Source organism: Terriglobales bacterium (assembly GCA_035624455.1).
Classification (GTDB): domain Bacteria; phylum Acidobacteriota; class Terriglobia; order Terriglobales; family Acidobacteriaceae; genus DASPRM01.
This window is the reverse complement of sequence record DASPRM010000068.1, coordinates 1-14,804: the sequence shown is the minus strand read 5'-3', so window position 1 is coordinate 14,804 and position 14,804 is coordinate 1. Positions and strand designations below refer to the sequence as shown.

Genomic DNA, 14,804 nt, shown 5'->3' with positions numbered 1-14,804 from the left:
GTAATCTCTCGGGAATGCTTTTTGTACTCTTCAGCTAAACAGTATGCACGGCCTGCACCAGCAGCCACGCATTCAACACCGCAATGAACACAGCCGTCACCCACGCCAGTGCTTTCAACCACGCCGGATTGACGAACTCGCCCATTTTGCGGCGATCGCTGGTGAACATAACGAGGGGAACTACGGCGAAACTCAATTGCATGCTCAGCACGACCTGGCTGAGGACGAGCAGCCTGGCAGTACCGCTGGCGCCGGCAATCGCCGTGACTATCACTGCGGGTATGATGGCCAGCGCACGCGTAATCAGCCGCCGCAGCCAGGGCCGCAAACGGATATTCAGAAATCCCTCCATCACCACCTGACCGGCCAGGGTTCCGGTCAGCGTGGAGTTCTGCCCTGAAGCCAGCAAAGCCAGGGCAAAGATCGTGCTCGCACCCGTCACTCCCAGCAACGGGGAAAGTAGCTTGTAAGCGTCCTGAATTTCGGCTATGTGGTTGTATCCAGCCTGGTAGAACGTGGCCGCTGAAACGATCAAGATGGCGGCGTTCACAAGCAGCGCGATCGTCAGCGCCCCCGCCGAATCGATCTGCGAATACTTGATCGCTTCCCTCATGCCTTCGCGGGTGCGGGCAAAATCACGCGTCTGCACGATCGCCGAGTGCAGATACAAGTTATGTGGCATCACCGTCGCGCCGAGGATTCCGATGGCGATATACAACATGCCCGGATCTTTCAGGATTTGCGCCGAAGGAATGAACCCCTGGGCGATTCCTAACATGCTCGGTCGCGAGAACAAGATCTCCAGCCCGAAGCACACCCCGATCACCGCGATAAGAGTGATGACAACCGCCTCAATGTAGCGAAATCCTTTCTGCTGCAGGAAAAGAATCACCAGGACGTCCAGAGCGGTAATGCACACGCCCCACAGCAGGGGGATGTGAAATAGAAGATTGAGAGCAATGGCCGAGCCAATCACCTCCGCCAAATCGCAGGCGGCAATCGCAACTTCGGCAAACACCCACAGCAGAATTGTGGTTCGCCGGCTGAACGAGTCGCGGCAGGCCTGCGCCAGGTCGCGTCCGGAAACGATTCCCAACTTCAACGCCAGGCTCTGCAGCAAAATGGCCATGAGGTTGGAGATCATGATCACCGACAGCAGCTTGTAGTTGTACATGGAGCCGCCAGCCAGGTCGGTGGCCCAATTTCCGGGATCCATGTATCCCACTGCTACCAGGAAGCCGGGACCGGCGAAGGCGATTAGTTTGCGCAGAAATGCCGGCGAGTCAGGTATGGGAAGCGTGCGGTGCACCTCTGGCAGGCTCTGCTGTTCTCGCTCCAGGTTCCAGGTTTTGCTATCGCTCGCCATAGTGCCTAAGACCTTGCCAATCGATCCGCTGTTGCCCTTTAGCAGGAGCAAATTTAGAAAGGTGAACCGGAGTTAACCCCGTGTTTCTGAGCGCCCGCCATGGCGATGATTTTTGTCTGCCGAAACCCAAACCCTCTCCGCCGCTGCTCCACCCAGCGGCACAACCCCAGCCTCGCCTTCCAGTGTGAGGGTTTGGTCGTAGTTACGGTTCACCACATGAATCTTGGCCCCGGGACGCACGCCGCGGCTGTCGAGAAACTCCAGCAGCTTGCGGTCGCGCTCGTACAGCGCAGCTACGGTGTATGTCTTTCCTGGTTCGGCGCTGGACAGCAGCACCAGACCCCGCCGTCGGCGCGATGCGGGGCTCTCCGGCGTGGTCAGATTGCCGTGCGGACAGGCCCTCCCGCGTCCCAGTTTTTCCACCAAGCGAGCCTCGAAATCCGCTGAAACCGCGTGTTCCAGCCGCTCTGCCTCGTCGTGGGTTTTGTACCATTCCATGCCAAACACTTCGTGGAGCATCCGCTCGATCAGGTGGTGGCGCACCATCAGATGGCGAGCGATCTCGCGCCCCGCCGCCGTCAGACGAACCCGCCCATCGGCGTGCACCGTCACTAGACCATCCTTCTTCAAGCGGCGTAGCGCCATAGTTACGGCCGGCGCCGATACCGAAAGCCAGTGCGCCAGGGTCGCCGAGATCACATCCGTGCCCTCGCTCTCGGCTTCCATAATGGCCTTGATGTAGTCCTCTTTGGATACCGTGATCATGCAAATTACAATTATACGCTATGGGTTAACTACGATTAACACAAGAATATCAATTCCTGCGGTAAAACCCGGTTACTTCGGTACAGGCGCGACCCTCAAATCGAATCGCAAACGCCCCCGCCGAAGCCTGGTTAAGCGTTTGACACGGCAGGCGTTACTTCCCTAACCTTGGTCGCGGGAGACACATGAAAGTCCTGGTCATCGGCAGTGGGGGCAGGGAACACGCGATTGTCTGGAAACTGCGCCAATCGCCTCGCATTTCACAGCTTTATTGCGTACCGGGAAACGGTGGTATCTGCGACGAAGCTGAATGCATTCCCGCAGAGGTCAAAGATGTGCCTTCCCTGCTGCAGATTGCGCGCCGCATCGAACCCGACCTCACCATCGTCGGACCCGAGCTGCCACTGGCCAACGGCGTTGTGGATGAATTCCGCCGCAGTGGCTTCCGCATCTTCGGCCCTACCGCTTCCGCCGCCCGCCTGGAGTCGAGCAAGATTTTCGCCAAAGAATTCATGTTGCGGCATCGCATTCCGGCCTCGCATTTCGTTATCTGCACAAACTTGCAGGAACTGAAAAGCGCTCTCCCGCACTTCAGCGCTCCCATCGTGATCAAAGCTGACGGGCTGGCGGCGGGAAAGGGAGTCGTTCTGGCGCAGAGCCGCGAGGAGGCCTCCGAGGTCGCCCAGAAGATGCTCAGTGGCCAGCTTCTAGGCGATGCCGGCAAAGCCGTCGTGCTCGAGGAATATCTCCGCGGCGAAGAGCTCTCATTTCTAGTGGTGAGTGACGGCGAACGCGTAGTTCCTTTGGTCGCCGCACAGGATTACAAACGCATCGGCGACGGCGATACCGGTCCCAACACTGGCGGCATGGGCGCCTATTCCAGCCCTGCAATTGTGGACGACAAGATGCGCGATTGGCTGGTCACGCACATCGCGCGCCCCACCATCAGCCACATGCGAGCCGAGGGCATCGAATATCGCGGCATCCTTTATTGTGGCTTGATGATGACCGCCCGCGGACCTATGGTGCTGGAGTTCAACGCTCGCTTCGGCGATCCCGAAACCCAGCCCATTCTCATGCGCCTGGAAAGCGATCTGTTCGGTGCCTTCATGGCTTCCACAGAAGGACGAGTGAGTGACGGAGACTTCAAGTGGTCGGACGATTCCACGGTCTGCGTGGTGCTGGCATCGAAGGGATATCCCGACACCCCGGAAGTGGGTAAACCGATCTTCGGGCTCGAAGACGCAGCGCGCGTGGAAGGCGTCAAGGTCTTTCACGCGGGAACCCGAAAAGAAGGCAACACCTACTACACCACCGGCGGCCGCGTGCTCGGAGTCACATCCCGTGCTCCCGATCTCGCCACCGCGGTCTCACGCGCTTACGAAGCGGCGGGCAAAATCCAATTCGATGGCATGCAGTACCGCAAGGACATTGCAGCCCGGGCGGTGAAGCGATGACGAACAGGCCCGGCTTCTACAACGGCAAATCCTTCAGCCAACTCCTCAATTCTTTTCCCAGGTCTGGGCGCTTCAGCGCGAACTCCACTGTCGCCTTCAGAAACCCCAGTTTGTCTCCCGTGTCGTGACGCTTGCCTTCAAACAGGAACCCGTAGATTTTCTCGTGCTTCAGCAGCTGGCGCAGTCCATCGGTGAGTTGCAGCTCTCCGCCACTGCCCACACCGGTAGATTCCAAAGCCTCAAAGATGCGCGGGGTCAGAATATAGCGCCCAATGATGGCGAACTTCGATGGGGCTTCCTGAGGTCGCGGTTTCTCGACCAGATTGGTAATCTCATGCAGCCTTCCGGAGAACTTCCCGTCCACAGGATTGGCGGCGATCACGCCATAGGCAGAAATCGCGGCTCCTTCCACTACCTGATTGGCAATCACTGAGCATTGAGTCTGCTCGAATACTTCCATCATCTGCTTCAGGCAGGGAACGGGGGCATCGATGACGTCGTCAGCAAGCAGTACGGCGAAAGGTTCATCGCCCACCAGCTCGCGCGCAGTCAGTACGGCATGTCCAAGGCCCAAGGCTTCCTTCTGTCGCACATACGCGACATGAATCATGTCGGAGATCTGGCGCACGATGGCTAGCAGATCGAATTTCTTTCGCTCTTCCAGCATCTTCTCCAGTTCGTAGCTGGTGTCGAAGTGATCTTCGATGGCCTGCTTGCCGCGTCCGGTGACGATGATGATCTGGTCGCAGCCTGCCGCCAATGCCTCCTCCACGCCATACTGGATGATGGGTTTGTCGACCAGCGGCAGCATTTCCTTGGGCTGGGCTTTGGTGGCCGGCAGGAAGCGCGTGCCTAATCCTGCTGCGGGGAAGACTGCTTTCCTTACTTTCATAATCTCGGCTCAGTCGGGCTGGCGAGCATACGCTCTGATTCCCCGATTGCCTAACAGAGTTGTCTTAGAGCACTGGGCTGTTGTTTCCCAGCATGGTTTCACGGATGAGCTTCACCGGAGGGAAGCCCTGTTTGAGAAAAGTATCGTGGAATTCCTGCAGCGAGAATTTGTCGCCTTTGATCTGCTTGTAGTCCTCGCGCAGCTTCATGATTTGCAGCTTACCCAGCGTGTACACCAGGTAAGTGGGATCGGAAGTGCCGCGCTTAGCCTCGCGTTCGGCTACGGCGTGCGTCTGATATCCGTCTTTGACAAAGAAATCGGTTGCTTGTTCCAGCGTCATTTTGCCGGTGTGCATGGAGATGCCCACAATAAAGCGCGCATCTCGCAGCAAGGCATCCTGCAACTGCCCGAGGCGTAACTGCAGGAAACGAGGGTCCGCCGGTGAGCCTGGGGGGCGCCCATAGCCCTCATCCAGCATCATCTGCTCGGTGTAATGCGCCCAACCTTCCGCATTGGAAGCGCACCCGGCCAGTTTCCGCACCTTGGACGGAGCGTGGTAAAGCCACAGGAACTGCGTATAGTGACCGGGAAACGCCTCATGCACCGCCGTGCTGATGATGGTGCCGCGATTGAATCCCTGCAGCCATTCTTCGGTTTGTTGTTTGGACCAGCGAGCATCGGGAAGGGTTACGTTAAAGTACGCCTCGGTAGCCTTGGTTTCATAGGGACCGGGTGTATCCATAGAAGCCGAGGTCAGCGCCCTGGCAAATGGAGGCGTCTCTTCCACAATCGGCATCACCTGCGACGGAATGGTCACAATGTGGTTTCTCTCGATGTACTGACGCAGGCCGCTGAGGACATCTCGAAAGCTCTGCAGCAGGTTATCCCCGGTCGGGTGATCTTTTTCCAGATCGTCCAGGATCTCCTGCGGCGTCTTCTTGGGATCGATTTGCGCCGCTACCTCCTTGAAATGCTGCTGGTTCTTACGCAGATCCTGGTATCCGATCTCCAGCAGACGGTCGAGCGGCGTATCGACCATTTCGTCGTATTCCAGCTTCTTGCGGTAGTTCTCCGCACCGATGCGGAAGTCCCCCTGGGAAATGGGTAGCAGATCTTCCTGCAGGAAGTTCTGATACTTTTCCAGCGCGCTGATCACCCCCTGGTTCGATTCTTTGAATTCCGCCAGCAACGCCGGATCTTTCACGCCGGCAAATGCTTCAGGCACATCCTTTTGGAAAAAAGAGATAAGCCCCGGCATCTGCTCGATGGCCACCTGGGTGTACACCTTGGGTGGATTGTTGAGGTTGGCACGGGCGGCCGTAAATACCGCCGGCATCTGCTTCTCTCGCGCGATCAGAGATCGCAGGCGATCCTCCGGCGGCGCGAATTTGCGCGACATGATCACGAATGCGCTGCCGGTGATCCCGCTGGAATAGCGGTCCGGATTCTTCTCCCATGGCCGGATGCTCTCCAAACTCAGCAGCGTGCTGTTGATGCTGGCTACGATCAACTGGTAATCCTGCTGCGCTTCCAGGGGCAAACTTGAGGCATCGAATTTCTCCAGCCGGGCGCGAAATTGGCGGTTGAAGGCGATCTGCTGATCGATATTCTTCCGCGAATAGTCCTCTAGCTGCGTATCGTATTGATGAAAACCCGTGGCGGTAGCTTCGCTGGGGTGGTAACCGAAAAACCCGTCAAAATACTCATCCACCAGCTTGTTCCACGACTCGAGCGCCGCGCTAGAACTGGGAGGAGCCACGGCTTGCTGCGCCATCTTATGGTTTCCTTGCTGAGTTTGGGCTTGAGTGAAAAAAGAACACGCGATCAACACAAGGAGAACGGCTCGAATTGTAGTTTGCATAGACAGTCTGTAGACGATTCAACTTACCATAGGAAAGCACATTTGTCGGGTTTGTATACACCGGAAGATATAAGCAAGTGCTGCGGAACTACCGAACCACCTGATCTCCGGTTGCTCCCACCTGCTCCGCGGCCAATTCCTCCAATAAACGTTTGAGCCGGGCCAGCACCTCTTCGGCCGCGGTCGCTGTCATGGTGAATTTCAGAATGCCTGCCGGTGTGAACTGCGCCCCCTTCTGCCGGGAGATGAAGCGCATCAGCCGTTCTGGGTCGATTCCTGCGTTTTCCGCGAACTTGATATTTACCACATCGCGATGGCGGTCGATGCCAATCACGCCGACGCGCTGGCACAGCAGTTTGAGCGTCGCATACTCCAGCAGGTTTCCCACCGCCGCAGGCGGGGGCCCGTACCGATCTTCCAATTCACCCGCGACATCGGCCAGCTGGCTCTCGCTCTCTACTCCCGCCACGCGCTTGTACATGCGCAGTCGCTGGTTCTCTTCGGCAATGTAAGTCGCGGGAATGCGAATGTTGATGCCGAGATTGAGCTGCGTCTCCACCTCCTGCGGGGCCACCTCTCCCTTCAACTCGCGAACCGTGCGCTCCAACATTGATGTGTACAGCTCGAATCCGACAGCATCGACGTGGCCGCTCTGCTCACCACCCAACATGTTGCCGGCGCCGCGCAACTCAAGATCGAGGGCGGCAATCTTGAAGCCAGCTCCCAGATCGGAAAACTCCTTCAATGCGGCAAGCCGCCGCCGCGCCAGCGGCGTCAGTTCCGTATCAGGTGGGATCAGCAGGTATGCATAAGCACGGCGGTTCGAGCGTCCTACCCGCCCGCGCAACTGGTACAGTTCCGAGAGTCCGTAGCGGTCGGCACGATTAATAATGATGGTGTTGCACAGCGGAATGTCCAGCCCGTTCTCCACAATGGTCGTGGCCACCAGGATGTCGGCTTCATGGCGCACGAATTTGAGCATCACTTTTTCCAGTTCGCCCTCCGACATCTGTCCGTGCCCCGCGATCACTCGCGCCCGTGGCACCATTTCCTGCACGTGGGAGGCGATCTCGTAAATCGATTCCACACGATTGTGGATGAAATAGACCTGCCCGCCGCGTTCCAACTCATGTTCAAGCGCCGAACGCACTAGCTTCTCTTCGTACGGCGCGACCACGGTCTGAATTGCAATCCGGTCTTTGGGTGGAGTTTCGATCACGCTCATGTCGCGCAGACCCACGAGTGACATGTGCAGAGTCCGCGGGATGGGCGTAGCCGACATGGCCAGAACGTCCACTTCCTTCCGCAGCTGCTTCAGCCGTTCTTTGTGGCGTACGCCAAAGCGCTGCTCTTCATCGATGATCACCAGCCCGAGGTCGGCAAAATTCACGTCCTTTGAAAGTAGCCGGTGGGTGCCGATCACGACATCCACCTGCCCGTGCTCCACCTTTTGTGCAATCTCTTTCTGCTCTTTTGGTGTGCGGAAGCGGCTTAGCATCTCCACGCGAATGGGAAATGCGGCGAATCGCTGCTTGAACGTCCCGAAATGTTGAAATGCGAGCACCGTGGTAGGAGCGAGCACCGCCACCTGCCGATTGTCGCTGACCGCCTTGAAGGCCGCGCGCATGGCGACCTCAGTTTTGCCGTAGCCGACATCGCCGCAGAGCAGACGGTCCATAGGCGTTCCCAACTGCATGTCGCGCTTCACGTCGGAGATGGCTGTAAGCTGATCTTCGGTCTCGTTGAATTCGAAGGCGTCCTCGAATTCCCGCTGCCACTCGGTATCGGCGGGATACGCATGGCCCTCCGCCAGCTTGCGCTGGGCATAGAGCTTGAGTAGCTCTTCCGCCATGTCCCGCATGGCTTTCTTGACCCGCGCCTTGGTCTTCTGCCACTGCGCGGTGCCGAGCCGGTTCAGCACCGGCCGGGCTCCCTCGGCGGAGCGATATTTCTGTACGAGATCAAGCCGGGTCAGAGGAACATACAGCCGCGCTGCCTCCGCGTACTCCAGCACCATGAATTCCGCATTCGATCCATCCGTCTGCGGTATTTCCTTCAGTCCGTCGTACTGCCCGATCCCATGCTCCACATGAACCACGTAGTCGCCCACGGCCAGATCGCGAAAATCGGATGCGAAGGCGGCAGTCTTTGATTTTTGCCGCAGAGGTCGAATCGCAGCCACTTCCGACTCATCAAACAGGTCACTGGCGCCAAAGATCACCAGGTTGACTTCGGGCAGCGTCACTCCATCTGGGACGAAGCCTTTGACGATCGTCGTCAGCACTTCTTCGCCCGCCAGGTAAGCGGCGTCATCCACGTGCGTCTCGCCTGGACGTGGTGTACGGCTGCCCAGGCGGAAGCTGACCCCGTATTCACTGAAAATTTCTGCCAACCGCTCCACTTCGCCTGTATTGCCGGCAGCGAAGACAACGCGCTGATTCTCAGCAGCGAGTTTTTTCACCTCCTCCACCATGGCCGCCACGGAACCATGAAATTTCATTGCCGGCTGCGTGCTGAAACTTAGGTGCAGGCTTTCCTCATCAGTGCCAAGTCCGAGGTGCTCCAAATCGGCGCCGGTCATGGAATCGACCCGCATCCACCAACCATCGGGAGCGAAATAGAGATCCTCCGGTCGCACCAGATTTCCAATCCCGCTGCGTTCGTGAGCACTCTCTACTTTCTCCCACCAATGCTCCAGTTCGCTCTTGACCAGCGAGGGTTCGTTGATCAGCACGCTTGCCTGCGGTAGCAGTCCGAAGATGCTCTCTCCAGCTCCTGCCACAGGCGCATACAGCTCCCACCCGGGAAACACTGTGATACCTCCCGCGCGTATCGCGTCCTCGATTACTTCTTCACGCCCGCTGACCCGCGCCCCGGTCAGCCGTGCGTGAATCGCTCCCAGGGTTTCTTCGCGTACGGGTGTATCCGTCAGCGGCATCAGCACCAGATCGTCGACCGGGCTGGAAGAACGTTGCGTTGCCGGATCAAACTTGCGGATCGATTCGATCTCATCCCCGAACAGCTCGACACGTAGCGGGCGATCAAATTCTGGCGGATATACATCGAGAATTCCGCCGCGAATTGCGTATTCACCCGGCATCTCTACCACGTCGGTACGTGAATAGCCGACCAGGTTGAGCTGCGCCACCAGTTTCTCGATATCCACGACCTCGCCGCGGTGGAACACCTGCCCCAAGTCGAAGTAATACTCTGGCGACTGTAGTTTCATGACAGCGGCAGCTACCGGAATGATCGCCACGCGAGCTTCGCCGGTGGTAATCCGCCACAGCGCCTTGGCTCGTGCCTCCTGAATTTCAGCGTGCGGCGAGAGATTTTCGAAGGGAAGTACGTCATAGGCGGGAACGCTGACGATCGCATCCGCTGCAAGCGCTCCCGTCAGCTCGCAAAAACCTTGCACCCGGGGGAGCATCTCTTCGGCGGCGCGGTTATCGGCCACTACCAGGATCAGCGGCCGCGACGCCGCGCGCGCCAGCAGCGGAATGAGCAGGGATTTAGCTGTCGGAACGAGCCCGGACATACCTATCCGTCCCGCGCCCGTCTTGAGGTGGGAGGTCAGGCGCGCAAAGGCGGAAGTTTTCTCCACGTCCGCAAACAGCTCGCGGACGAACGGCAGAATCATCGCTCTTCAATTTTACAGGACGATGTGTGGCGCAGGCACTCCTGCCCGCGAGGATTGCGAGAGCTATCGGAAAATTTCGGTGAACTTGGCGTTGCTTTCTGAGTTATTACCGAAGAGCTGTGCCGCTTAGTGGCTACTCTGCGGGCTTTTGTCCCATGGCCGCTTCCTGCTTCGCAAACCACTCAGCCAAATGCTTGCGTGCGGCCGCAGGAACCTGTTCAAATCGCACTCCCGCGCGGCCCTGCTCATCGGACCAGACCACAACCGCCCGCAACTGCACCTGTGAACTTCCCGGCAAGGTAAATCGCAGCTGGGCCACTGACTTGGGAGCAATCACGCAGTTCATTTTCAGCGCCATCCCGCCTTCGCTGATGTTAACTGCGACTCCGGCATACTCCGTCTTCTCATCGAGACTCACTCCTACGGGTGCCTCAATGTCATATCGGAAGTAACGGCGCCGTTCGCTCACCATCAGGCCGTAGGCTGCTCGAAAACTCGACTTGGCGCGCTCCGCCGAGATCGGCTTCTCGAGCGCCAGATGAGCTCCCATATCAAGTGCCGCCTGCAGACTGGTGCGGCCGTTGACAATGGCAAATGCCATGGAATCGCTGTTGGAAGGCGTATTCTTTACTGCCTGCAGCACGTCCACGCCTTCCGGCAGGTCGTCACAATCGATGATCACCGCGTCGAACTTGTGGCGGCGTAGGTCCTCGCCCGCCCACTCCGGCATCGTGTAAACGAATACTCCGATGCCTAACTCGCTCATGGCGCGCTTCAGCACATCCGTCATCTCGGCGTCGCGACTGAGCAGCAATGAGCGCAATTCCATCACCCAGACATGATAGGCGTTGCCCTGACCGGGAGTAACGCACGTGAGGTCATGTACTTGGGGCCAGAGAGACATTTTTTGTCAGCTCTCGCTGGCCCACTGAGGCTCGTCCCAGGACGGCGAACTCCGCGTCTGGCCCAGATTTTGCGCAACCATTGGTCCTACAAAGGTTTCTAATTAGGTATAGAGTTAACGGAACCAGTTGCGCCGGTCCCGTTTAGAGGTACGATTCCACTGTGAAACGCGTATTCCAATTCGGGTTGTTGGTGATTGCGCTAACGGCTGCCCCGCTGTTCGCGCAAATTTATGGCGTACCGCCATCGGTCACTTCGTTTACAGGAAAGTTTGCCAACGGCCCGGCGCCGAGCGTCACTTCCTACAACGGAACAAATATTGCGCCGGGCGCGCGTCCCAGCGTGACCTCGCTTGGACCTCGCGGCTACACGCCCGGATTTGCGTGTGCTTCTCCCGTGGGATGCATCAATCCCGCTTTCACTCCGACAATCGATTTCACCAACGGGCGCGTGCTGTTGGGGCAGAAGATAAATACCAGAGGCACGCATAATGGGCGCCCAGACCACGACCGTCGCGGCGGGTATCCGGTCTATGTTCCGTATGCGTATCCATACCCGGTAGCCGTGGATTCCTCCGCCCAGGACGAAGATCAGCCACAGGAAGAGCCCCCCGGCCCAACCGTGTACGACCGTTATGGCAATGGACCGTACGCGCCAATGCAGAGTGGACCCTATGAAGGACCCCGGTACTATGACCAGAGGGCTAAGTTAGCTGACCCCCAACCTCCAGCCAACGCCGCTGCTGACGCCCAGGTTTCCGAACCTCCAAGCGCGCCACCAAGGTCTCTCACCCCAACTGTGCTTGTTTTCAAGGACGGCCACCAACAGCAGGTCACCAACTACGCGATTGTGGGCGACACCCTGTTTGATCTGGGGACGTTCGTTGCCCACCGGATCAAACTCGCCGACCTGGATCTGGACCAGACGGCGAAGGTGAATGAAGATCGCGGCGTAGAGTTCAGCCTGCCTGCGTCGTACAAAAATTGACCTTGATCCTGTCATGTTGAGCGAGGGCCGGGCCAAGAGTTCCCGGCCCGAGTCGAAACACCTTTTGTTTCTCGACCACGGGCTACATAGGTTTCCCGGGCAACACACTTCAAATCCTCACAAAACCTTAACCACGTCGCGTTAGACTTGGGGCTCGCTCATTTAGCGGATAACATTCACCGTCTCGGATTTTCTGTTTCCTCAAAAGCACAGGCGGTTGTGCCTTCAAAGCCATGGCAGGCGAAAACAACTCTTCCTCGCGGCAGAAAACCTCTCGTGGTTTTTCGCTCGGTCCCGCGTCGTCTCGCATAGCCATCGCCTATATTCTCTTATCTGCGCTTTGGGTGGTGTTCTCCGATGCCATCCTTCATCTGATCCTCGGCGCGTCTCCGGTTATTTGGAAGCTCGAAAGCCTCAAGGGGCTGATATTCGTACTTCTTACCGGTCTTTGCCTGCTGCTTGCCTTCCAATCCGCGGAGGTGAAGGAATACACCGCTCGACGACGCGCCGAATCTGCCGTGCGGCGGATAATCCAGGCCAACCTGATCGGAACTTTCTTCTGGGAGAAAGATGGCTCGCTGCGTTACGCGAACGAAGCTTTCCTCGATATGTTGGGCTACACCCGCGAGGATCTCAAATCGGGTCTGCTGCGCTGGCAGCGGATTTCTCCACCGGAAGACCACGAACGCGACCAACTGGCGCGGCAGCAGTTGGAAACGACCGGCCTGGTGCCGAATTCCGAGAAGGAGTTCCTGCGCAAGGATGGATCGCGGGTTCACGCGATCTTTGGCGGCGCCATGCTGGAGGGCACTCCTCAGATCGGCGTGATCTACGCGCTCGACATCTCTGCTCTAAAAACTGCCGAGCGCGAGCGCCATGAGCTGGAAGAACAACTTCGCCAGATGCAGAAGCTGCAGGCCATCGGTCAACTCGCCGGCGGCGTGGCTCACGACTTCAACAACCTTCTGAACGTGATGATGGGCTACACCAGCCTGATCGAAGCACGGCTCGCTGCAGAAGATCCTCTGCGCCTGAAAACCCATCAGGTGATCAAGGCCGGGGAGAAGGCCACAGCGCTGGTTCGCAAGCTGCTCGCCTTTAGCCGCCGCCAGGAGCTCAATCCGGTGGCGCTCGATTTGAATAGCATTCTGGCGGAGATGGGAACTATCTTCCGGCAAATTCTCGGGGAGAAGATCCGGCTGCACATCCATCCCGCTCCTGCCCTGTGGGCGATCAAGGCCGACCCCACGCAGATGGAACAAGTCCTGATGAACCTGGTGGTCAATGCGCGCGATGCAATGCCCGACGGTGGCAGCCTCACCATCGAAACTGCCAACATCGACCTCGACGAAAACTACGCGCGCTCCCACCAGGTCACAGCGGGTTCCTACACGATGCTCGCGGTCACCGATACCGGTATCGGGATGAGCCATGAAACCATGTCCCACATCTTTGAGCCTTTCTTCACTACCAAGCTGGTGGGTGAAGGCACCGGATTGGGACTATCCACCACTTACGGCATCGTTACCCAGAGTGGTGGCCACATTGCCGTCGAAAGCGAACTCGGCTGCGGAACAACCTTCCGGGTTTACCTGGCGAAAACTGAGGAGAAACTGGAAACCAAACCCGCAACCGTTCCGATTCTCGCCGCCCAGGCTGCCGAGGGCCCCCGGGCCGCGGAAACACTGCTGATCGCCGAAGATGCCGATGACCTGCGCATTCTCCTCGATCACATCCTGCGAGCCAAGGGCTACCAGGTGCTGCTGGCGAAGGACGGGGAGCAGGCCGTGGCGGCGTCCGTTGCGCACCAGGGTCCAATTCACCTCATGATCACCGACGTCATCATGCCCGGACTCTCCGGACCGCAAGCAGCAGGGCGGATCCGCAAGCGGCGGCCGGAGATCAAAATCCTCTATATGTCGGGATATGGAACTGAGGCTATGACTCGCGAGGGAACCCTGCCGGAAGGGGAAAATGTGATCGATAAGCCGTTTCGCACCGAGTTCCTGGTGCGCAAGGTCCGCGAATTGCTTGACGCAAGTTAATTTAGTAATTACGTAGGACCGGACATCCTCGTCCGGGGTCCCCGGCAAACCCGCTTTTGGTTTGCTGGGGTGGTCGTCCGGTCAAGCCGAGCCCAGCTCGGCCCCCCCGAGAATTGAGCCATTAACTCCCTTGCTTCCAGTTAGTTCCGACCCATATTACGTTCGTACCCCGTGATATAATTTCTTTGTACCCAAACGACCCGTAACTTCCTGTAAATGCAATTATTTACGCAGAATCTCGCCGCTCCCAGAGTTTTTGTCAACATCGATCACCGCAGCCCTGCTCCGGCAGATTGTGACGCGGGCTCGACCTCCGCAATGAAAAGTCGCAGCCCGAGATTTTGAGCACGAACTGAGCTCTTGAAGGAACGCTAACCAATGGCAGACGAACAGAATCCCCAAGATCAACTCCCCCTCGGGGGTGATGGCAGCGGCGGCGGCATGGGCCCTGGCGCCGCCAACATTCAGCCGATCAACATTGAAGAAGAGATGCGGCGTTCGTATCTCGACTATTCAATGTCGGTCATCATCGGGCGCGCACTGCCCGACATTCGCGACGGCCTGAAGCCCGTCCATCGCCGCATTCTTTACGCCATGTACGACATGGGTGTGCTGCATAACCGCAAGCACATGAAGTGCGCCGGTGTGGTCGGCGAGTGTCTGAAGAAATATCACCCGCACGGCGATAGCGCTGTCTACGACGCCCTCGTCCGCCTGGCCCAGCCCTGGAACATGCGCTATCCGCTCATCGACGGCCAGGGCAATTTCGGCTCCGTCGATGGCGATCCTCCCGCGGCCTACCGTTATACCGAGTGCCGCCTCACCGCCATCGCCGAAGAGATGATGGCCGACATCGAGAAAGACACGGTCGATTTTGTCGAGAACTTC

Annotated in this window: 10 protein-coding genes; 4 read left to right on the top strand and 6 right to left on the bottom strand. The window is 58.1% G+C overall.

The features are described from left to right. Positions 1-34: 34 nt before the first annotated feature. Together VEG30_07165 and VEG30_07160 are read right to left on the bottom strand one after the other, a co-directional pair. Positions 35-1,366: an Nramp family divalent metal transporter gene (locus VEG30_07165; GenBank protein HXZ79692.1), complete on the bottom strand. Its 1,332-nt coding sequence runs from the start codon at positions 1,364-1,366 to the stop codon at positions 35-37. 72 nt (positions 1,367-1,438) lie between these two features. Then, on the bottom strand, positions 1,439-2,131 hold the full coding sequence (locus tag VEG30_07160) for a metal-dependent transcriptional regulator (protein ID HXZ79691.1): 693 nt from the start codon (positions 2,129-2,131) through the stop codon (positions 1,439-1,441). A 185-nt stretch (positions 2,132-2,316) separates the two neighbouring features. On the opposite strand from VEG30_07160, the gene purD reads away from it, so the two are divergent. Continuing rightward, positions 2,317-3,588, top strand: a complete 1,272-nt coding sequence (purD, locus tag VEG30_07155; GenBank protein HXZ79690.1) for a phosphoribosylamine--glycine ligase — start codon at positions 2,317-2,319, stop codon at positions 3,586-3,588. A 16-nt stretch (positions 3,589-3,604) separates the two neighbouring features. On the opposite strand, the gene galU is transcribed toward purD, so the two are convergent. The 4 genes from galU to VEG30_07135 form a co-directional block, all read right to left on the bottom strand. Then, positions 3,605-4,480 (bottom strand): UTP--glucose-1-phosphate uridylyltransferase GalU, encoded by an 876-nt coding sequence (gene galU, locus VEG30_07150; protein ID HXZ79689.1) that lies wholly within the window; start codon positions 4,478-4,480, stop codon positions 3,605-3,607. 64 nt (positions 4,481-4,544) lie between these two features. Beyond that, the gene (locus VEG30_07145) at positions 4,545-6,254 is read right to left on the bottom strand and encodes a DUF885 domain-containing protein (GenBank protein HXZ79688.1); all 1,710 of its coding nucleotides are present in this window, start codon (positions 6,252-6,254) and stop codon (positions 4,545-4,547) included. Positions 6,255-6,429: 175 nt separating this feature from the next. After that, positions 6,430-9,981, bottom strand: coding sequence for a transcription-repair coupling factor (gene mfd, locus VEG30_07140; GenBank protein HXZ79687.1), 3,552 nt, complete (start codon positions 9,979-9,981; stop codon positions 6,430-6,432). Positions 9,982-10,114: 133 nt separating this feature from the next. Then, entirely contained in the window at positions 10,115-10,885 is a 771-nt protein-coding gene (locus VEG30_07135; protein HXZ79686.1) for a PilZ domain-containing protein, read from the bottom strand. Positions 10,886-11,046: 161 nt separating this feature from the next. Between VEG30_07135 and VEG30_07130 the strand changes: the two genes are divergently transcribed. From VEG30_07130 to VEG30_07120, 3 genes are all read left to right on the top strand, one after another. Then, positions 11,047-11,871: a hypothetical protein gene (locus VEG30_07130; GenBank protein HXZ79685.1), complete on the top strand. Its 825-nt coding sequence runs from the start codon at positions 11,047-11,049 to the stop codon at positions 11,869-11,871. A gap of 233 nt (positions 11,872-12,104) precedes the next feature. Beyond that, positions 12,105-13,916: an ATP-binding protein gene (locus VEG30_07125; protein ID HXZ79684.1), complete on the top strand. Its 1,812-nt coding sequence runs from the start codon at positions 12,105-12,107 to the stop codon at positions 13,914-13,916. A gap of 378 nt (positions 13,917-14,294) precedes the next feature. Continuing rightward, positions 14,295-14,804 (top strand): DNA gyrase subunit A (locus VEG30_07120; protein ID HXZ79683.1); only part of this gene is annotated, 510 nt, incomplete at its 3' end.

Excerpts from the sequence above, each read along its gene's own strand:
- VEG30_07165 (HXZ79692.1), bottom strand. The coding sequence starts at position 1,366 with ATGGCGAGCGATAGCAAAACCTGGAACCTGGAGCGAGAACAGCAGAGC.
- VEG30_07160 (HXZ79691.1), bottom strand. The coding sequence starts at position 2,131 with ATGATCACGGTATCCAAAGAGGACTACATCAAGGCCATTATGGAAGCC.
- purD (HXZ79690.1), top strand. The coding sequence starts at position 2,317 with ATGAAAGTCCTGGTCATCGGCAGTGGGGGCAGGGAACACGCGATTGTC.
- galU (HXZ79689.1), bottom strand. The coding sequence starts at position 4,480 with ATGAAAGTAAGGAAAGCAGTCTTCCCCGCAGCAGGATTAGGCACGCGC.
- VEG30_07145 (HXZ79688.1), bottom strand. The coding sequence starts at position 6,254 with ATGGCGCAGCAAGCCGTGGCTCCTCCCAGTTCTAGCGCGGCGCTCGAG.
- mfd (HXZ79687.1), bottom strand. The coding sequence starts at position 9,981 with ATGATTCTGCCGTTCGTCCGCGAGCTGTTTGCGGACGTGGAGAAAACT.
- VEG30_07135 (HXZ79686.1), bottom strand. The coding sequence starts at position 10,885 with ATGTCTCTCTGGCCCCAAGTACATGACCTCACGTGCGTTACTCCCGGT.
- VEG30_07125 (HXZ79684.1), top strand. The coding sequence starts at position 12,105 with ATGGCAGGCGAAAACAACTCTTCCTCGCGGCAGAAAACCTCTCGTGGT.